Consider the following 19,598-nt stretch of genomic DNA (forward strand, 5'->3'; position numbering starts at 1 on the left):
GGCGAAATGAAAATAAAGAATTCACAATTTGGTGAAATTGAATTTGACGATGAGATAATCATCAATTTTCCAGATGGATTAATCGGGTTTGAAGATTTGAAACGATTTATTATAATTGAAGATGAAGAATGTAAGCCGTTTCGCTGGCTTATTTCGGTTGATGAGCCAGAAATTGGCTTTGCCATAATTGAACCTACGCTTGTCGTTGAAGATTATTATCGTAGAAGTGGCTTTGATCCAGAGGTTTATGTGCTTTTTGTGATAGTGACCTTGAACAGGGATATTTCAAAAATAAGCGTTAATTTAAAAGCGCCAGTTGTCATTGATAAAGTTAAAAAGTTAGGAAAGCAAGTTATACTTGAAAATGAAGAGTTTGAGGTTTCGCATCAACTTTTAGCATAAAAATTTATGGAGTTTGTATATGCTTGTTCTGTCAAGGAAAGTTGGGGAGTCGGTGATAATTCAAAACAATATAAAGGTCACAATCCTTGAAATTTCTGGGAATCAGGTTAAAATTGGGTTTGAAGCGCCGGAAGATGTGTTAATTTATCGGCAGGAAATTTATGAGAAAGTTATCAAAGAAAATAAAAATGCCTCATCCATAGAGAGAGATTCGTTAAAAGAATTTGCGAAAAGGTTGAAAAATATGAAGTAGTTTATTTTGAAGCACAAAGATAAATCACGGGTTCGTCTCCTTCAACCTTTGCCCAGTGGATTGTGCCAGCAGGAAGATCAAGCCGATCTCCTAGACCAAGGACAAATTCCTCATTTCCAACTCCATATCTCATTTTTCCGCTCACAACCCAGCGAATTTCGTCGTAAACATGTGAATGATTTCCGTAATAAGTTCCTGGTTCATCAATCCAAACGAATGGATTTGTGCCTTCTTCTTTAAGGAGTTTTTTAAGTTCTTCAATGTCGGGTTTTTCAGGTTTAGTCCAGCGAGTTATCTTCATTTTTGAAATTTTTATTTAGTTGTTGAGAATTTTTGCATAAAATTGCTCATATTTTGGCACGATTAAATTTTTGTCAAAAAGTTTCACTGCTCTTTCTCTTGCTTGCTCGGAAAATTTTTCATACTTGTTTTTATCTTCAAAAAGCTCAATGACATAAGAAGCCATTCTTTCAACATTTCCAACTTCGGTTAAATATCCAGTTTCTCCGTGCAGAATAACTTCAGGAAGACCGCCAACATTTGTTGCTATAACAGGGAGACCACAACTCATCGCTTCAAGCGCAGAGAGCCCAAAACTTTCCATCTGGCTCGGGAGAATGAATACATCAGCAGAACATAAAATTTCATATAGGGCTTCCTGTTTTCCGAGAAATATGACATCGTCATAAAGTTTTAAAGTTCTACATAGGTTTTCAACATCTCCTCTCTCTGGACCATCGCCTATAAAAACAAGTTTACTTGGAATTTTCTTACGCACAATTTCAAAAACACGCACAACATCTTGAACTCTTTTAACTTTTCTGAAATTTGAAACATGGATGAGAATTTTTTCATCGTTTGGTGCAAATTTTTTGCGAAGTTGAAGATTTTTCACAGGTTTAAAAATTTCTGTATCAACGAAATTCGGAATAACTTCAATTTCACGCTTTATGTTGTATGTTGAAATAGTAGTTTCACGAAGATACTTTGAGACCGCTGTAACTCCGTCGCTTGCTTCAATTCCGAAGCGAACAACGGGAGTAAAACTTGGTTCAAGCCCGACAAGCGTTATATCTGTTCCGTGAAGCGTTGTTATGACTTTAATTTTGTTATTAAGTATTGTCTTTGCAAGTATTGCGCTCGTTGCGTGTGGAATTGCATAATGGACATGAATTATGTCAAGATTATGAAATCTTGCCACATCTATAATTCGGCTTGCGAGCGCATCCGTGTAAATTGGAAATTCAAAAAGAGGATACTGATAAAGTTCAACCTCGTGAAAGTAGATATTGTCAAGGAATCTGTTAAGTTTTATCGGAATTGCATAGCAGATGAAATGAATCTCGTGACCTCTATTTGCAAGTTCCTTCCCAAGTTCTGTTGCGACAACTCCACTACCTCCATAAGTCGGATAACAAACAATGCCGATACGCATAAAATTTTGTTTCTTTGAGTTTGATTTTCAATTAATTTAAAAACAAGCTTTGTCAGTTGCAATTTTTTGAATTAATGCATATCTTAAACTTGAAGACAAAAAATTGAACTTTTTGAGCGGTTTTTTGTTAAATAATTTTGAGATAAACGAAATTGAAATTAAGCCATGCTTGTGCTTCAAGATAAATATCAAGCAAAGTTGAAGAAGCTCCTTGAGGTATGTGAGCAAAACCTCAAAAGTTGCAATAAAGAGCTCATAACAAGGGCGTATTGGTTCAGCTATAATGCTCATAAAGATAATTACCGTGCGTCGGGTGAGCCGTATTTTAACCATCCTTATGAAGTTGCGATGATCGTTGCAAATGAAATCCCGCTTGACGATATATCTGTTGCAAGCGCTTTGCTTCACGATATTGTTGAAGATACATCTTTCACGCTTGATGATATAAAAGAAGAATTCGGCGATAAAATAGCCACAATCGTTGATGGACTTACCAAAATTCAGGGAATTTTTGAAAGTGATAATTATAACATTGTTGAGGCGGAAAATTATAGAAAACTTTTAATTGCTCTTTCAACCGATGTCAGAGTTATACTTGTTAAGTTTGCGGATCGTCTTCACAACATGCGAACGCTTGAATATCTTCCTGAACAGAAAAGAAAAAGAATTGCAAAAGAGACGCTTGAAATTTACGCACCGCTTGCACATAGGTTAGGGCTTGCTCAAATAAAGTGGGAACTTGAAGACCTTGCTTTTAAATATCTAAATCCCGAAGCATATGAAGACATAGCAAGGCGAGTCGCTCAAACGAGAAAACAAAGAGAAGAATACATAAAAGAATTTGCAAAGCCGATTGAAAAAGAACTCAAAGAACACGGTTTCAAATTTGAAATAAGTGGTCGTCCGAAACATCTTTACAGCATTTACAATAAAATGGTCAAAAGAGGAAAAGCATTTGAAGAGATTTACGATCTTTTCGCTGTTAGAATTATACTTGACACTGAAAATACAACTGATTGCTGGACGACTTATGGAATAGTAACAAGCATTTACAGACCTGTCCCCGAAAGATTCAAAGATTACATCACAAATCCGAAATCAAACGGTTATCGCTCAATTCACACAACTGTAATCGGTCCTGGTGGAAGAATGGTTGAGGTTCAGATAAGAACTCGGGCGATGCACGAGATCGCAGAGAAAGGTCTTGCTGCACATTGGAAATATAAAGAAAATATAACGGAAACAGACAAACAGTTTGAGCAATGGATAAAGTGGGTTCGTGATATACTTGAAAATCCAACGGATGTGGCGGAGTTTATTGAAGAGTTGAAGTTTAATCTTTATCAAGATGAAATTTATGTTTTCACTCCAAAGGGTGATTTAAAAGTTTTGCCGAAAGGTTCAACGCCTGTTGATTTCGCTTTTGAAATTCATACAGAGATAGGACTTCGTTGCATAGGTGCAAAGGTGAATGGGCGAGTTGTTCCCCTTGATTATCAACTCAAAACAGGTGATCAAGTTGAGATAATAACTGGAAAACATCGGATGCCAAGCCGTGATTGGTTGAAGTTTGTTGTCACTTCAAAAGCAAAAGCACAAATTAAAAAATGGATAAATGAAGAAAAGCGACGCCTTATTGAAGTTGGCAAAGAATTCTGGGAGAAAAAAGTTAAAAAGAGCAAAATTCACATAAACGACGATGAACTTTTGAAAATCGTGAGGGACTTATACAAATTTGACAATTTGCAGAAGTTTTATCTTGCAATTGCAGAGGGGACGATTGATCCGAGTGATTTGATATTGAAGATAGAAGACAAACATAAACGGAAAGAACAGGCGAAGCAAGAAGATATAGAGCAAGCGAAGGAAATTGTCAGCGAGATTTTAAAACCTAAAAAAGCAATCACAATTGACGGAACTGCATCTGATTTGCTTTACACATTTGCAAAGTGCTGTCGTCCTGTCCCAGGCGATGAAATAATTGGATTTGTTACACGAGGCGAGGGCATAAAAATTCACCGCAAAGATTGTGTAAACATTGAAAAATTAAAAGAGCAGGATGAAGATAGATTGATTGATGTCGTCTGGTCGGCGATGCTTGATGGTATGGCTTTCCCTGCTGGAATTGTAATTGAAGGGGAAGATAAACCAGGGATGCTTAAAGAAATAACAACGATCATATCTGGTTATCAAAACACAAATATAAAAAGTGTCAACATTAACACTGAAAATTCAATTTTCCACGGCATCATAACTGTTGAAGTTAAAAATGTTGAGCATTTGAATGCTTTGATTGACAAATTAAGAAGAATTCCAGGGGTTTACGGCGTTGCAAGATATCAAGAAGGATAAATTTTCAGGTGGTAGAATAATGGGGATTGATTTCGGAAGCAGAAGAATCGGAATTTCAATAAGTGATCCAACGCTTACAATTGCCCAAGGATTATTAGTTCTTGAAAACGATTCAAAAATTTTTGACGAAATAAATAAAATTTGCTCTCAATACAATGTTGGTTTAGTTGTCGTCGGTTTGCCTGTTAAATTGAGCGGAAAACATTCAAATAAAACGAACGAAGTTATTAAATTTATCAACGAACTTAAATCAAAATTGAAAATTGAAGTCATTGGCTGGGACGAGCGATTTACAACTAAACTTGCTCACAAGTCAAAGATAGAAATGAACCTGAAAAAGAAGAAAAGACAAGACAAAAATTTAAATGACCTTATTGCTTCGTCTTTGATTTTGCAAAGTTATCTTGATTATCTGAAAAACAAAGAGATGATGATAGCACGTGAGGAAAATTAAAATTGCAATTGCTTTAGTTATTTTATTTTTTGCTGGCTATTTGATTTATGAATTTGTCAAAATTGATCGTGAGATTGAGAAATTGAAATATGAAAATCCGAAAATCACCGCACTTATGAAACAACGGATGAACGAGGCGAAAAGAAAAGGCAAACCATATAGAATAAATCAGATTTGGATTCCGCTGTCAAGAGTTTCACCGTATTTGATTGATGCGGTGATTGTCTCTGAAGATGCAAGTTTTTTCTCACATCAAGGGATTGATTGGTATGAGGTTAAAGAGTCAATAAAGAAAAATTTTGAAAGAGGTAAAATCGTTCGTGGTGCAAGCACAATAACTATGCAGGTTGCGAAAAATCTTTTTCTTTCAACATCAAGAAATCCTTTGAGAAAATTTGTTGAAGTTTTGATCGCACTGCGAATGGAGCAAAAATTATCAAAGCGAAGAATTCTTGAAATTTATCTTAACATTGTTGAACTTGGTGATGGAATTTTTGGGGTTGAATCCGCATCAAGAAGATATTTTGGAAAGTCAGCATCGGAATTAACACTTGAAGAATCCGCACGGCTTGTATCAATTATCCCAAGCCCTTTGAGATACACGCCAAATTCAAACAAAAAGTTTGTAAATTGGAGAACGAAGTTAATTTTGAATAGATTGCTTGCAAGGGAAAAAATAAAAGCGGGGTTTTCAAATGAATCTGGATCAATTGAATAATATTCTTTTTGAAGGGGAAGGGTTAACAGTTGAATTTAAAAGAAAAGTTTCATCGCCAGAAAAAATAGCAAGAGCGATGATCGCCTTTGCAAATACCCACGGTGGAGTTTTAATCTTTGGAATTGATGACGATGGAAGCGTCGTCGGGGTTGACAGCGAAAAAGAAGAAATTGATCTTATCTTTCAAGCAGCGACACAACATTGTTATCCACCAATTGAGCCCAAAATTGAAATTTTTGAACTCAATGGCAAAGATGTTATAGTTGTGACCATTGAACAAAGCGAAAATAGACCCCATCATCTCGTCAGTTCAAATGGTGATGCGGGAAAAGTTTTTATCCGAATCGGCTCTCAAAATGTTATAGCAAGTGATGAGATGATAAAACTTATAAAATCCGAAATGGAAGAACAACCATTGAGAATAACGATAGGTGAGAAAGAAAGGCGACTTCTAAATTATCTTGATAACTTTGGAAGAATAACTGTGAAAGAGTTCAGCAAACTTGTAAATATCACCGAATCAGAAGCATCGGATATACTTGTGAATCTGGTGAGGGCTGGTATTTTGAAAATTCATGCCACAGGAGGAGATGATTATTTCACCCTTGCTTGACTTGTTATATAAATTTTCACAAGTTCAAAAACCGCAATCCCATAAGCAACTGCAACATTTAACGAATGTTTTATGCCAAACTGTGGTATCTCAACCGAAAAATCACACATTGATAAAACTTCATCAGATATTCCCGTTATCTCATTCCCAATGATCAAACAGATTGGAAAGTCATCGGGTTTGATTTCATAGTAAGGTATGCTTTCGTCAGTAATTTCAAGTGCGACAATTTTTACATTTTTTTCTCGCAATGATTTAATCACATCAATTGGGTTTTTGTGATATTCCCACGGAACGCTTTCAATAGCACCAAGTGCGGTCTTTTCAATGTCTTTTCTCGGTGGATGTGGTGTGTAGCCCGTTAAATAAAGTTTCTTTATAAGTGCAGCATCGCTTGTTCTAAAAATTGAACCAACATTATAAACGCTTCTGACATTATCAAGCAAGACATAAATTGGATGGCGTTCAATGTTTTTTAGTTCTTCAAGTGTGTGCCTTTTTTTCTCAATTTCAAGTGGCGTAAGTTTTCGCATTTTCGGGAATTTTTAATTTTTCCCTTGCTGTTAAAGTAATTAAAAAATAAATCCGAAAAACAAAATTAGAAAACAAAATTTGCTTTTGAAATGGTTTTCGTAGCAGAAACTGAAGATAATCGGCTGGTCATTTTCGGAAATAAAGAAGAAGGTTATTTCTACATAGAATTTACTGGAAATGTTGAAACGCCCAGAATTGAAAAATACAAACTCACACGAGAAGTTCTTCTTGGACTTCTTGAAAGAAAACTTGACCGTTACAGCAAAAAAGGATTAAATGTCGTATTTGAGAGAATGGCAGAATCGGACTAATTTTTCGGCAATCCACCAGTTTTTTCAAGATAGTCGTCAAAACTCATCTTCAAGTAGTAATCATCTCCGATAAATGTCAAAATTTTCATAAACACTTCTGCTGGAAAATAACCTGGAACTGCGGTTATGGGTTGCATATCTTCACGGATGAAGATGGTTGTAGGGAAACCCTCAACTCCAAAGATATAAGCAAGTTCCATTTCGCTATATTCCCGACCTTCAAATGTATGCTTCGTTTCAGATTCAGCGTTAAGTTTTACAAGGATAAATTTTGAGTTGAGATAATTTTTGACTTTTGAATCAGTGTAAACTTCTTCATCCATCTTCTTGCACCATTCACACCAGTCGGTATAAACATCTATCAAAACTTTTTTCTTTTCAGATTGTGCAATTTTCAAGCCGTCGGAAAAAGAATACCATTTCAATTCTTTTGGTGTATCTTGAATTTTAAGCGTTAATCCTGTGAATAGGATTGCTATGATGAAAACGAGAATTGTTCGCATTTTTTAATCTCCTTTTTGAGTTTTTGAAACTTTCAAAATATATCAAATTGATACATAAAAGGCAAAGAATCCGCAAAAACAGGGTCAAGAAATTTTATCATCTTGAAATCACCTCGTATCTTTCCAGTTTGATAAAGTGATGTTGGCTTGACGAATCCAGAAAAAATTTGTGAAAATGTGGCGATGTCGGTTTCAATATCAGGAATTTTTGAATCAATTTTTTTGATGTTTATGTTTCTGTCTTCAACGATAATTTTAAATGTAAAGTTATTTTCGGGGATGAGATCGTCTTTTATTGATATTGAGGTTTCAAAATTTGGGGCGTTGGCGATTTTTAAAAGTTTAAGGGCTTCTTCAAGGTTTATAATTCTCATCATAAAACCAGAGCAAATTGAGGCAAATGATTTATACTCAAAAAATGGTCGTTTAAATTCTCGCTCTCTTGGTTCAATCAGAACATCAAAAAGTGGCTCATCTGGCGGAGCAAGATATTTTATCTTCACAACTTGTTCTGTCAGAGATGCTAAAAAACCCCAAAGTCCACGATATGCTTCGGGCGTCAGCGCAACAAGTTCTTTTATTTCCATCTCAACAAGACCCCTTCCATTTTTCTTCATCTCAAACGAAACATATCCAAGGAGATCGCCATCTTCATAGACATATGGATTTGGAAAGTTCGGGAAAATAACACGAGTCCAGAAAGCATCATTTCGGTAAAGTGCGAAATTAACATTGAGAATTTTTTCAGCATAAACTTTTTTTATTTTCTCACGATCAGAAATTTTCATTTTTCTGACATTAAATCTTTCCTCAAACATCGGTATATTTGATGGCTCAATTTCATAAAGCATAACCGAGCCAATGAATTCCCAGCCATATTTTCTGTAAAACCTATGTTGGAATGGATAAAGCAGGGAAAATGGATATTTTGCGTTAAACATTCTTTTGAGCGCATCTTTGAGCATCATATCTGCGATTCCTCTTCTTCTGTATTCAGGCAAAACCGCAACTGCGGAAATTCCACCAGCATCAACGATTTTATTCTTGAAAGAAACTTTCAATGGAATTATCTTAACACATGCGACTATATCAACCCCATCCTCAACCACGATTATGTCCCTGAAACTATATCTTGGATTGTCTATCAAATTTTCTCGCAAGCCGTGATAATCTGGAATTAAAAATGCGGTTGAAATTATGTGTGTTATATCGTCAATGTCTGCTGATTTCGCCTGACGAATTTTCATCTTCGTTTAAGGACGAAACTTTAATTTTTGTTTCGGATAAAATTTTGCGAATTGCTTTCAATACATCTTCAACTTCAATTCCGCCTTCAAATGTGCATATATGTGGATCGCCTGGGCATTTCGCTTGACAGTAATTTTCTGGCGGTAGAATTATTTCGTGCCTGTTTCCAAGCGGACCCCAAAGTTTTGGAGAGCACGCTGGAAGGGGACAAAACATTGAAACAGTTGGAACTTTCAACGCTGAAGCTATGTGCATTGCCCCAGTGCTTGATGATATGAGAAGATCAAATCTTGAAACATAAAGAATTAACTCACGCAGTTTAGAATTTTGTATAAGTTTAATTTTTGATGAGTTGAGCTTTTCAAATTCAAGTCGCGCATCGGTATTGTTGAAAAGATTGACATAAATTTTTGCGTTTGGGATTTCTTCAAGAATTTTTTTCGTAAGTTCAATATATTTTTCAATTTTCCAGTTTGGTGAAGATTTACCGCTGAGTGGGTTTATGCCGATTACGATTTCGTTTTCTTCTTTTGGGACAAGTTTTTCTGCTTGTTTTATCTCTTCATTTGTTAAGAAAATTTCTGGTTCAATGTTTTCGCTTTTGACACCGATTTTTCGCCCGAGGTCAAGTGAATAATCCGCTTCGTGTCTTAATGGGTTATATTTTTTTCTGCTCACATATTTCATAAAAGTTAAAACTCCGTATAACCTTATCCCAACATTAATTCTTGTCCTTATCCCTGCTAAAAATGTCATCCATGCGTGCCTTTGCGTTGGCAAAAGATGAAGAGCAATGTTAAATTTGTATTTTCTCAACTTAAAAACCTGTTTCAAGAATCCTTTAAAACCTTTATCTTCACCCTCGTAATCATCAACAATTATATCATCAATGTGTGGATTGTTCAAGAAAACATCTTTTGTTTGAGGTCTGAGCATAACTGCGATAAAGGAATCGGGGAAAGTTTTTCTTAATTCTCTCACAAGCGGGGTTGCAAGCACTACGTCCCCAACTCTATCTGGACGAATTACGAGAATTCTTTTTTGCTTCATTTTATGCCTTCCTCTTCAAGAATCTTTTGTAACATTTGTGCGTTTTTTGGAGCACTTCCACGATGACAGTTGTTAAAGAAAATGTAAAGTGTTTCAACTTTCTCATTTAACTCCTTTATTCTCGGTATCCACTCTCTCAATTCACTTTCTGAATAAAGGTAATCATATCTTTCCCCAACTCCACCTTCCCACCAGTTTTGGGCGTTTCTTCCGTGAAATCTTATGTAGCCAATTTTTTTACTTGTTGCGATGCTCTGCGGTGGAATTAAGCCCTTTAATCTCGGTTCATCAACGCAAACATAGGGAATATCATTTTCTGCTAAAAATTTATATGCAGAATCATTTACCCAACTTATATTTCTAAATTCAACTATGAGCGGGACACCATTTGCAAATTTTTTCGTTTCAAGAATGTAATCTCTGTTTTCAGGTGTATCTTTGAAAGAATACGGGAATTGTGCGAGAAAACCTTTTAACTTTGAAGACCTCATCAACGGTTCGGTTGATTTCAAAAGTGCTTCCATCGCTTCACGATTTCCCTCTCTTTGATGAGTCGTTTGCTTGTGAACTTTTACGATAAAGTGAAAATCGGGTGGTGTTTTTTTGTCAAGATGATAAAAGACAGTTGGACTTGGAATTCGGTAATAGGTTGAGTTTATCTCAACGGCATTGAAAAATTTTTTATAATAATCAAGCATCTTTCCATCTTCAATGTTTTCGGGATAAAAAGTTCCACGCCAGTCCTGAAAACTATATCCAGATGTTCCGATCAAAATCATCTATGTTTAAAAAATTTATTTTACGCTCACAAATTCCTCAACAAGTTTAACTCCTGCGTCAATTGCTTTTAAATTTATCTCTGCAATTGCTTTTTTCTGTGTTAAAGTTACCGCTTTTTTCAAAGCGTCAACGGGAAACAAGTTTGTCCTCGCAAGAAAAGTTGCAAGTGAAAGTATTGTTATAGAAAATCTGTCTATCGCATTTGCAGATTTTTTAAATGGATAAGTTTCAATTTTTGCTTTCGTTTCGGGCAAAAGTGAAACAAGCGATTCATCAACGAAGATATTTGCGCTCTCATCCATTTTTTGAATTATTTTCTTAACCTTTGCTAAACCTTCTGGTGCAATCACAAGCATGTAATCGGGCTTATCAATGCCTGTATAATTTATCTCTTTTTTGTCAAGAATAATTTCTGATATAGAATGACCTGTCATAATTGTGATCGGATAATCATCTTTTTGAGTTGCATATAAGCCAGATAAAATTGCGGATGAGCCGAAAACAGTCGCACTTGATTTAACTTTTTGACCTGCTGCACCTGCAATGATTATCCCCGTTTTCTTCGTAAGATTGTTTCCGAATTCAGTTTCAAGCGAAACTCGCTTTTCAGATTTTAAAGGTTGATTCACATAAGTTTCAATGTATGATTCAATGTATTCTTTTCTTTCAACCTTGTGAATGATTCCTGTTTTAAAGCCGTATGTTTCAAGAAGTTTTAACATTTTTTCTTTGTTAAGTTCGTTTCTCGGGACATAGTAAGCGGTGCAATATTCCCAGATATCAACGACAGCGAAACCTTTGAAAGAGATCGCTTCTGCAATTACATCGGAAAGATTTTTATCAAACACGGTCATTCTTGCTGCAAATCCACCATTTACCGCTTGAACCAGTGAGCAAGCGTCAAGCGGGTATTCAATGTTTCCGAGATATGTTGTTGCGGTTTTACCGCCGAAAGGAGTTGTCACAGAGTGTTCACCGCCCGTCATGCCGAAGTTAAAGTTATTAAACACGATAACGGTAATATCAATGTTTCTTCTTGCTGCATTTATAAAATGAGTTCCACCTATGCCAAGCCCTCCATCACCCATTAAAACTATGACAGTAAGTTCGGGATTAGCCATTTTAAGTCCACAAGCGTATGTAATTGAACGACCGTGCAAACCATGGAAAGCATTTACATTAAAATACTGATCTGACAATCCAACGCATCCTATATCTGTTACAAGAACCGTTTTTTTAGGGTCAAGATTGAGTTTAGCCATTGCTTTATCAAGTTGAGGTAAAATCTGGGAGTGTCCGCACCCAGGACAAAACGGAAGTTCAACTTCCTTCATATATACGGCATTTTTTACGATAGCCATTTTTTCAAGGTTTTTGTTTTTATTTCAGAGCAAAGTTTAAAATTGCCCACATTGCTGTTATGAGCAAAGTTGAAAACGCAACAAATAATCCAACCATCCACTTTATTAGATTAACACGAACCGACTCAATCCTGTCTATCATCTCCGTCCGAACCGACTCAATTCTATTTATCATGTCCGTTCTTACCGACTCAATTCTTTCAATCATTTCCGTTTTATCTCTTTCGGTTTTTTCGTATAAACTTATCAATCTTTTGTCAATCTCATCAAATTTTTTATCAATGTTATCAAACTTTCTGTCAATATCGTTAAACTTTTCTCTTATGACTTCGTAGATGAACATTTCAATTTTTGCGACTCTTTGTTCAAGTTCTTCTATCGTTGCCATCTTCCAACTCCTGAATTATTTTTATTTCATAGCAAAGTTTAAAATTGCCCACATTGCTGTTATGAGCAGAGTTGAAAACGCAACGAACAATCCAACCATCCACTTTATTAGATTAACACGAACCGACTCAATTCTTTCAATCATTTCCGTTTTATCTCTTTCGGTTTTTTCGTATAAACTTATCAATCTTTTGTCAATCTCATCAAATTTTTTATCAATGTTATCAAACTTTCTGTCAATATCGTTAAACTTTTCTCTTATGACTTCGTAGATGAACATTTCAATTTTTGCGACTCTTTGTTCAAGTTCTTCTATCGTTGCCATCTTCCAACTCCTGAATTATTTTAAAATTTCACTTAGAATTTTTTTCGGATTGATAAGCGTTGTATCCATTTGGTTTATTCGCACAATTTCAATTTTTGATTTATCAACAATTCTCTCAATTTCAAGCACATACTGACCGTTGTTCATTTCAGGGAAAATTATTCTGCGTATGTTTTGAGTTGCTTTTTTAATTTCATTTTCAGGGACAGGCCATAAAAGATTGATAATCAAGTTTGAAACCTTAACACCTTGACTTCGTGCAAGTTCAACTGCTTCAATTGTGCTTCTTGCGGTTATCCCGTATGAAATTACAAGAGTTTCTGCTCCATCCTGTGGATCAAATTTAACAGCGTGCGGGAAAAATTTTTTTACTTTTTCTTCACTTATTTTTTTATCAAGGTGTTCCATCATTATCTGAATTTTTTCTGGTGTTGTGAGTAAATTACCATATTCATCATGCGTTGATGTTGTGTATCTTACGATATGTTCGCCACCAAATGGTGAAAATAAAGGTATATCGTCAATTTTTTCAAAGTAATAAGGTTTATATTCGCTTGCGTTTTCGGGTAGATATTTTCTGTTAATTATCTCAGGTTTTTCAACCTTTGACCAGTCAATTCGCTGGCGTGTCATTGAAAGTTCCTTACTTGAAACTAAGAAGACAGGAACTCTGAAAATTTCGGCAAGATTAAAAGCATAAATTGTAAATGTGTAGCACTCTTCAACTGTGGTTGGTGAAATTGCAATTATGGGATAACCGCCAGATGTTCCCCATCTTATAAATTGAATATCGCCTTGTCCATCTTTTGTCGCTGAACCAGTTGCAGGACCTTGACGTTGAACATCAACTATGACAAGCGGTGTTTCTCCCATAATTGCAAGTCCGATATTTTCGCTGTAAAGCGAGATTCCTGGACCACTTGTTGCGGTCATTGCTTTTTTCCCAGCCATTGAAGCGCCAATGCAAAATCCAATTGAAGCTATTTCATCCTCTGCTTGGATTGCAAATCCACCAACTTTTGGCAATTCCTGCATCATTCCAAGTAAAATTGGGGTCGCTGGCGTGATTGGATATCCTGCGAAAAATTTGCAACCGGCATCAATTGCGCCTCTTACAATTGCTTCATTTCCATCAAGAAATTCTATCATTTTCAAGTTTTCGCTTTTGTTTTCCATCAGTTAAAATTATCATTTTAAATTTGAAAATAAAAATGCGTTGTATGGATTTTGCGTCGGATTTAAATTTTTATCACTGCCAAACAAAGACAAAAATTTTGAGAAGTTGCATTTAAAAAATTTTTTCTTATATTTGTCTAAAGGAAGGTAATGCAAGGTTGCTTCTTGCTGGTGCGTTTCCTTCCTTGTGATAAAGGCATTAAAAATTTAAATTGGTTTATTGCTATGGGTTCAATTTTTTCTTCAGTTGGTTTCAAAGTTGAGACACAAAAAGACCTTGTTGAACTTGTTGAGAATACGATTGGCGATAAGGAATTCAGCGATTCTTTCGGTGTGTTTCAGAAAGTTCAGCTTGCTGGTTATACTTTGAATGCAGGTCACGGGATCGTCTTCAATGTAAATCTTGCGCATACCGGCGAAGGGTGGGAGATAGTTGATGTTTCACCCTGTTTTTATGGCTCAAAAGAACACGCTGTCGTTTTAAAAGATTGTGAACTTTATCAGGATGTTGAAGATGAATGGAAATTTTATCTTTATGGGATTGATGAGGAAACTGGTACGCCTGTTGAACTTTACATTTCAAATTTCGTTCAATGTGCTTCGTTTCTTCCGCCGATGGCTGAAAAATACGAAATCGTTCCGGTTGGACTCGCATACAATGGCGAGATACTCCCGGCTCGTAGATTGATACAAACTGAGGATATGGAGGAAGGTTCAACTATGGCGAATTTCTTTGTGCAAACTGCGCAAATTCAAGCGATGGAGAATATTCCGCCTGTTGTCTATGGTTTGCTCGGCGATATTCTTGATGTCAAGAAGATAAAAAATGAGTGGACAGGTGAAGAAGTTTACTGGCTTTATGTTGATACGAGCCCGTTTAAGCTTGAAGTTTTGGTAAATCCGGCAGACCTTGAAGGTGAACCAGAAGTTGGCAAGCGTTTATTTGCAACAGTGTGGCTTCAAGGAGAGGTTACCCCGAAATGAAAAAGGCGGGGCTTTTAAAGCCCCGCTTCTTTACTTTAAACTATCCCACCTTGGGTTTGTTCAAATTCAACAGCTTCAAGCAAAATTTCGGCTATATCTTTTACTTCAACTTTATCAACTGCGTCTTTCATTTTAACTCCATCTGTCAACATCGTCATACAGAACGGGCACGCTGATGCGATTACATCTGGATTCAAGCTCAAAGCTTCTTCTGTTCGCTCAATGTTAATTCTTTTACCAATTTTTTCTTCCATAAACATTCTCGCACCACCAGCACCACAGCAAAGTCCACGATCTCTTGACCTTTTCATTTCTTCAAGTTTTATCCCCTTGATTGAGGCAAGTATATCTCTTGGGGCGTCGTAAATATCGTTGTATCTTCCAAGATAGCAGGAGTCGTGGTAAGTGACTTTCTTATCAATTTGTTTCGTGATTTTCAATCTTCCCTCAATTAACAATTTTTCAAGAAATTCAACATGATGATAAACTTCATAATGTCCGCCGAAGTCGGGATATTCATTTTTCAATGTGTTGAAACAGTGCGGGCAAATTGTGATTATTTTTCTGACATTATATTTTGAAAATGTTTGAATGTTTTCTTGAATTAACATTTGTGCAAGATATTCATTTCCAGCTCTTCTTGCTGGATCACCTGTGCATTTTTCTTCATTTCCGAGGATTCCAAAACTTACTCCAGCAAGTTTTAAAAGTTTTGCAACTGCAATTGCAACTTTTCTATATCTTGCGTCAAATGAGCCAGCACATCCAACCCAAAGAAGATATTCAACCGAGTTATCTTCAGCAAGTGTTTTTATATCAAGTCCTTGTGCCCATTCTCCACGTGTTGAATGGCTAAATGCCCACGGTGTGAAGTTATTTTCAAGATTTCTAAATGTTGTTGAAAGTTCGCTCGGAAACTTTGACTCCGTTAAAACAAGATATCTTCTCATATCAACAATTGTTTGAACATGTTCAATCATAACAGGACATTCTTGAACGCAAGCCATACAGGTTGTGCAAGCCCAGAGTTCATCTTCGGTTATATAGTTAAAAACAAGCGTTTTACTTTCAATTTCATCCGTTTTCGGCGCAAGATTTAAAATTGATGGCGCTTTTTCCATCGTTCTCTTTCTTATGCTTATAATTATTTCACGTGGTGAAAGTGGTTTTCCAGTTAAGTTTGCTGGACAAGCAGAGGTGCATCTACCGCATTCAGTGCATGTGTATCCATCAAAAATTTGTTTCCATGTCAAATCTTCAACATCAAGAACTCCGAATCGCTCAACATTTTCAATGTTTTCAAAACTTATCGGGTTTAATCTTCCCTTTGGTTTTAAAGAACTAAAATAAACATTTGGAATTGATGTCAAAATGTGAAGATGTTTTGAAAACGGCAAATAATTCAAAAATCCAAGCACAAGCAAAATGTGAAGCCACCAAAAAACCGAATGAAGAATCTCTTGTGCGTCCCAGCCAAATGTGTCAAGAATTTTTGCAAATTTTAAAGTTGCAAACCTTAAATCGTAAAATTTTGCCTGATCAAGGTTAATTTGAGTTGCGTAAGTTCCAAACATCGTTATCATGATAAAGAAAATCATCAAAAGAATGAAAGTCGCATCAAGTTGTGATGATTTTTCAACTTGAAGTCGCTTCGGTCTTTGAATATATCTTCTGTAAAGTGCGACAAGAACCGATAAAATCACAAGAACCCCCATCAAATCCTGAAAGAAAGAAATATACCTGTAAAAACTTCCGATTATTGAAAGATTCGTGTTGAAAAGTCCCTCAAGGATTGCATCCGTGATCGCTGTTAATAGAATAACAAATCCCCAAAAGATGAAAAAATGCATCCATCCAGCGACAAATTCCCTCAAAAGTTTTTTCTGTCCGAAAGCGATCGTTAAAACCCTTTTAAATCTTTCAAAAGGTTGATCAAATCTGTTTTCTGGTTTCCCAATTTTAAGATATGTGTATAACCTTCTTGCGTTAAACAAAAAAACGGCGATTGAAAGTGCGAAGATGATGAGAAAAATCAAATTTTGAATTAGCATTTTTAGCCCAGATGTTTGTTTTGCGTTCTTTTTACTTTTTCTCAGGTTTAACTGTTAAGACAGGGCATTTTGCTTTGCGGACGACCTTTTCGGCAATACTTCCAAGGAGTGTGTATTCAATTCCAGTTCTTCCGTGTGTCCCCATAACTATCAAATCAATTTTTTTCTCATCGGCAAATTTCACGATCTCATCATCAACGAGTCCCTTTCTTATGAAAATTTGAATTTTTGCTTTGGTTTTCAAGTTTTCTTTCACAATTCTTTCAAGTTGATTCCTTGCGTTTTCTTCCATATTTTTTTCAACCCGATCAACGGTCAAATCCAATGCGTGAATTGCAAGCACGGGCGGGAGATTTTCAAGTATGTGAAGGACATAAATTGAAGCGCCGTATTTTTCAGCAAGCGATTTCGCATATTTAAAAGCAGAGATTGACGCTTCGGATAAATCGGTGGGAAGGAGAATTCTCTTTATTCTCATTGTTAAAGCCCCGTTTTTATTTGAGGAGTTTTTGAATATCGTTTATGAAAAATTCTTTTGTCCTTGCACCGACATACTTATTTGCGATCTTACCATTTTTGTCAATCAAATATGTCGTTGGAATCCCGACGCTACCGCCGAATGCGTCAAGAAGTTTTGCTTCGGGATCGTGTAGTAAAACATAATTTATTCCGACATTTTTAGCAAACTCAACAACAGGAGAAATTGACCTATCAATGGAGACGCCAATTATTTCAAAATTTTTTCCGTTCAATTCTTCTTTAATTTTTATCAAATCTGGAATCTCCTTTACACATGGACCACACCATGTAGCCCAGAAATTTACAAGGACCACTTTATCTTTTATCATTTCATAAAAATTTACTTCGCCGTTTGATGTTTGCCACGAGAAGTTGGGAGCAAGTTCTGACTTGTTTGATTTTTCAATTTTAACAAGTGTGAAGACCTGAGCGGGGTTTTGATTGGGTTGTTGGACTGCGGGTTGCTGTTTTTCTTTGTTTGAGCACGAAAGAATGAAAAAACTCAAAAGAAGCAATAAAACTTTTTTCATAAACTCACCAGCTTTGTTTTAAAACTCTTTCAAGTTCGTCTCTTGATAAATTTGAAACTACACAGCAAATGAGTTCTTTTGTCCCCCATATTGCAAATGATTCATCTTCAATTGTATCGTATATCCATTCGCCTTTTAAAATTCTTTTCTTTACATCTTCATGCATTGAAGCACGATGCAATGGAGCTTGATGAAATAAAATTATTTTGTCATCCTTTTGATAAAGCAAATTAACACATTGTGCATCTCCCGGGGAATGTCCTGTGTTAATTGAGGCGCCAACAAGTTTAAATTCAGGTATATGTGGGACGATTGGTTGGAAGGAAGATTTAAGGATAAGTTGATTTTGAAGATAGTTAAAATCACCAGATAAAATCTCTGGCTTTGCCATTCCTTTTGCAACGGAATCAAAGTAATTGATAAGTCCAGATACTTCCCTTGCAACGAGCTCTTTTTGTGCCATTTTGTTCTCATAAATTGAAGTTAATAAAATCGCAAGTGTTAAAACTACAACAACTATTCCAAATGTAAATGCAAACTCAAACCATGGTTTTGTGCTCGTTCCTTCAATTGCTCTTAAATGTGGGTTATAACCATTTTGAAGAAGTTTTATTTGTGTGAGTATCGTTGTGACAAGTTCATTCGGGACTGGCAGGAGTTTAATGTTTGATTTGATTATCTGTTTTGTCTTCTTTTCAAGCTCAAATTCGTTTCTGCAAGTTGCGCATCTCCAGATGTGCTCTTCAACTTTCCTTTTTGTTTCGTCATCAATTTGATTATCAACAAGGGCACTCATAAATTCCCTTGTCTCTCTACAATCCATGGCAAGCACCACATTTTAATTTTTAATCTTTATCTGGCTCATCTATCTCGTAATCTTCTGGGCTACCTTTGATGTAGCCCTTTCTTTTTGCAAACTCATAAAGTTGTTTTCTTAACATTTTCCTTCCTCTGTGCAATCTTGACCTTACAGTTCCAATTGGAATATCAAGAAAGTCCGCAATTTCTTCATAACTTAATCCTTCAATGTCTGCAAGTATAACTACGGTTCTAAATTCATCAGGCAATTTACCAAGCGCTTCTATTATTTCATCTTCAAATATATTTTCAAAAATATGTTCCTGTAAATCTGATGACTCAAAAGATTCATCACGCACCGTCTCATAAAAATTTTGAACTTCATCGTAATCAACTTTTCCTGGTTCTTTTGTCGCTTTACGATACTTATTGATGTATGAATTTTTCATTATCTTAAACAACCACGCCCGTATGTTTGTTCCTGGCTCGTATTGATCCCAAAATCTAAACGCTTTAAGATATGTCTCTTGAACGAGGTCTTTTGCATCTTCTTCATTTCCAGTCATACGATACGCATAGTTGTAGAGAAGGAGCATATGTGGGAGTGCCTCTTTCTCAAACTCCCTCTGTCGCTTTTGCAATTCTTCATCTGTTAACTTTTTATCCCGCTTTTCCTTTTTGATCAACTTCTCTATTTTGTCTTTTAGCTTCATAAATTGAAACTTGGTTGTTTTTGCTTGTTTAATTATAATAAATTTTGGCTTCATTATCAATAGCAAAGGGGATTTGCCTTCGTTTGAAAGTTAGACGCAAA

24 protein-coding genes are annotated in these 19,598 nt (G+C 35.9%); 8 read left to right on the top strand and 16 right to left on the bottom strand.

Annotated features, from left to right (window positions below):
• Positions 1-6: 6 nt before the first annotated feature.
• Together fliW and csrA are read left to right on the top strand one after the other, a co-directional pair.
• The gene (gene fliW, locus AWW83_RS04285) at positions 7-402 is read left to right on the top strand and encodes a flagellar assembly protein FliW (protein ID WP_092349004.1); all 396 of its coding nucleotides are present in this window, start codon (positions 7-9) and stop codon (positions 400-402) included.
• A 19-nt stretch (positions 403-421) separates the two neighbouring features.
• Positions 422-655, top strand: a complete 234-nt coding sequence (gene csrA, locus AWW83_RS04290; protein ID WP_092349007.1) for a carbon storage regulator CsrA — start codon at positions 422-424, stop codon at positions 653-655.
• 1 nt (position 656) lies between these two features.
• Here the strand turns inward: csrA and AWW83_RS04295 are convergent, their stop codons facing one another.
• Both AWW83_RS04295 and bshA read right to left on the bottom strand, forming a co-directional pair.
• Positions 657-956 (bottom strand): cupin domain-containing protein, encoded by a 300-nt coding sequence (locus AWW83_RS04295; RefSeq protein WP_092349010.1) that lies wholly within the window; start codon positions 954-956, stop codon positions 657-659.
• Between the two features lie 15 nt (positions 957-971).
• The gene (bshA, locus tag AWW83_RS04300) at positions 972-2,090 is read right to left on the bottom strand and encodes an N-acetyl-alpha-D-glucosaminyl L-malate synthase BshA (RefSeq protein WP_092349013.1); all 1,119 of its coding nucleotides are present in this window, start codon (positions 2,088-2,090) and stop codon (positions 972-974) included.
• Positions 2,091-2,255: 165 nt separating this feature from the next.
• On the opposite strand from bshA, the gene AWW83_RS04305 reads away from it, so the two are divergent.
• From AWW83_RS04305 to AWW83_RS04320, 4 genes are read left to right on the top strand one after another with little or no spacing between them, the layout of a single operon-like run.
• Positions 2,256-4,442, top strand: coding sequence for a RelA/SpoT family protein (locus AWW83_RS04305; protein WP_092349016.1), 2,187 nt, complete (start codon positions 2,256-2,258; stop codon positions 4,440-4,442).
• 19 nt (positions 4,443-4,461) lie between these two features.
• A complete protein-coding gene (gene ruvX, locus AWW83_RS04310; protein ID WP_143713884.1) occupies positions 4,462-4,896 on the top strand; it encodes a Holliday junction resolvase RuvX in 435 nt (144 codons plus the stop codon).
• Positions 4,883-5,614, top strand: a complete 732-nt coding sequence (gene mtgA, locus AWW83_RS04315; RefSeq protein ID WP_092349022.1) for a monofunctional biosynthetic peptidoglycan transglycosylase — start codon at positions 4,883-4,885, stop codon at positions 5,612-5,614. Before ruvX ends, mtgA begins: the two co-directional genes overlap by 14 nt.
• Positions 5,607-6,227, top strand: coding sequence for an RNA-binding domain-containing protein (locus AWW83_RS04320; protein ID WP_159421102.1), 621 nt, complete (start codon positions 5,607-5,609; stop codon positions 6,225-6,227). Before mtgA ends, AWW83_RS04320 begins: the two co-directional genes overlap by 8 nt.
• On the opposite strand, the gene AWW83_RS04325 is transcribed toward AWW83_RS04320, so the two are convergent.
• Positions 6,209-6,760 (bottom strand): RNA methyltransferase, encoded by a 552-nt coding sequence (locus AWW83_RS04325; protein WP_092349028.1) that lies wholly within the window; start codon positions 6,758-6,760, stop codon positions 6,209-6,211. The two genes, AWW83_RS04320 and AWW83_RS04325, sit on opposite strands and share 19 nt — an antisense overlap.
• A 90-nt stretch (positions 6,761-6,850) precedes the next feature.
• Between AWW83_RS04325 and AWW83_RS04330 the strand changes: the two genes are divergently transcribed.
• Positions 6,851-7,072 (top strand): hypothetical protein, encoded by a 222-nt coding sequence (locus tag AWW83_RS04330; RefSeq protein ID WP_092349031.1) that lies wholly within the window; start codon positions 6,851-6,853, stop codon positions 7,070-7,072.
• Here AWW83_RS04330 and AWW83_RS04335 read toward each other — a convergent pair.
• The 8 genes from AWW83_RS04335 to AWW83_RS04370 are packed head-to-tail and all read right to left on the bottom strand — an operon-like array spanning position 7,069 to position 13,875.
• On the bottom strand, positions 7,069-7,575 hold the full coding sequence (locus tag AWW83_RS04335; RefSeq protein ID WP_092349034.1) for a thioredoxin family protein: 507 nt from the start codon (positions 7,573-7,575) through the stop codon (positions 7,069-7,071). The two genes, AWW83_RS04330 and AWW83_RS04335, sit on opposite strands and share 4 nt — an antisense overlap.
• 32 nt (positions 7,576-7,607) lie before the next feature.
• On the bottom strand, positions 7,608-8,822 hold the full coding sequence (locus AWW83_RS04340) for a GNAT family N-acetyltransferase (protein ID WP_092349037.1): 1,215 nt from the start codon (positions 8,820-8,822) through the stop codon (positions 7,608-7,610).
• Positions 8,788-9,873: a glycosyltransferase family 9 protein gene (locus AWW83_RS04345; protein ID WP_092349039.1), complete on the bottom strand. Its 1,086-nt coding sequence runs from the start codon at positions 9,871-9,873 to the stop codon at positions 8,788-8,790. Before AWW83_RS04345 ends, AWW83_RS04340 begins: the two co-directional genes overlap by 35 nt.
• A complete protein-coding gene (locus AWW83_RS04350) occupies positions 9,870-10,652 on the bottom strand; it encodes a DUF72 domain-containing protein (protein ID WP_092349042.1) in 783 nt (260 codons plus the stop codon). Before AWW83_RS04350 ends, AWW83_RS04345 begins: the two co-directional genes overlap by 4 nt.
• A 15-nt stretch (positions 10,653-10,667) precedes the next feature.
• On the bottom strand, positions 10,668-12,014 hold the full coding sequence (locus tag AWW83_RS04355) for a thiamine pyrophosphate-dependent enzyme (protein WP_092349045.1): 1,347 nt from the start codon (positions 12,012-12,014) through the stop codon (positions 10,668-10,670).
• Positions 12,015-12,033: 19 nt separating this feature from the next.
• Entirely contained in the window at positions 12,034-12,402 is a 369-nt protein-coding gene (locus AWW83_RS04360) for a hypothetical protein (RefSeq protein ID WP_092349048.1), read from the bottom strand.
• A gap of 21 nt (positions 12,403-12,423) precedes the next feature.
• The gene (locus AWW83_RS04365) at positions 12,424-12,726 is read right to left on the bottom strand and encodes a hypothetical protein (RefSeq protein ID WP_092349050.1); all 303 of its coding nucleotides are present in this window, start codon (positions 12,724-12,726) and stop codon (positions 12,424-12,426) included.
• Between the two features lie 15 nt (positions 12,727-12,741).
• Positions 12,742-13,875: a 2-oxoacid:acceptor oxidoreductase subunit alpha gene (locus AWW83_RS04370; RefSeq protein WP_092349140.1), complete on the bottom strand. Its 1,134-nt coding sequence runs from the start codon at positions 13,873-13,875 to the stop codon at positions 12,742-12,744.
• Positions 13,876-14,127: 252 nt separating this feature from the next.
• On the opposite strand from AWW83_RS04370, the gene AWW83_RS04375 reads away from it, so the two are divergent.
• A complete protein-coding gene (locus tag AWW83_RS04375; RefSeq protein ID WP_092349053.1) occupies positions 14,128-14,886 on the top strand; it encodes a DUF3881 family protein in 759 nt (252 codons plus the stop codon).
• Positions 14,887-14,921: 35 nt separating this feature from the next.
• On the opposite strand, the gene AWW83_RS04380 is transcribed toward AWW83_RS04375, so the two are convergent.
• Genes AWW83_RS04380 through AWW83_RS04400 form a run of 5 tightly spaced genes read right to left on the bottom strand, consistent with a single transcriptional unit; the run spans position 14,922 to position 19,497 of the window.
• Complete coding sequence (locus tag AWW83_RS04380; RefSeq protein ID WP_092349056.1) at positions 14,922-16,937, bottom strand: heterodisulfide reductase-related iron-sulfur binding cluster; 2,016 nt, start codon at positions 16,935-16,937, stop codon at positions 14,922-14,924.
• Positions 16,938-16,968: 31 nt separating this feature from the next.
• Positions 16,969-17,415 (bottom strand): universal stress protein, encoded by a 447-nt coding sequence (locus AWW83_RS04385; RefSeq protein WP_092349060.1) that lies wholly within the window; start codon positions 17,413-17,415, stop codon positions 16,969-16,971.
• Positions 17,416-17,431: 16 nt separating this feature from the next.
• On the bottom strand, positions 17,432-17,986 hold the full coding sequence (locus tag AWW83_RS04390) for a TlpA family protein disulfide reductase (protein ID WP_092349063.1): 555 nt from the start codon (positions 17,984-17,986) through the stop codon (positions 17,432-17,434).
• A 4-nt stretch (positions 17,987-17,990) separates the two neighbouring features.
• On the bottom strand, positions 17,991-18,809 hold the full coding sequence (locus AWW83_RS04395; RefSeq protein ID WP_092349066.1) for an anti-sigma factor family protein: 819 nt from the start codon (positions 18,807-18,809) through the stop codon (positions 17,991-17,993).
• Between the two features lie 22 nt (positions 18,810-18,831).
• Positions 18,832-19,497: a sigma-70 family RNA polymerase sigma factor gene (locus tag AWW83_RS04400; protein WP_092349143.1), complete on the bottom strand. Its 666-nt coding sequence runs from the start codon at positions 19,495-19,497 to the stop codon at positions 18,832-18,834.
• Positions 19,498-19,598 lie beyond the last annotated feature (101 nt).

The sequence above is a fragment of the Candidatus Chryseopegocella kryptomonas genome (assembly GCF_001536065.1).
GTDB lineage: Bacteria > Bacteroidota > Ignavibacteria > Kryptoniales > Kryptoniaceae > Kryptonium > Kryptonium kryptomonas.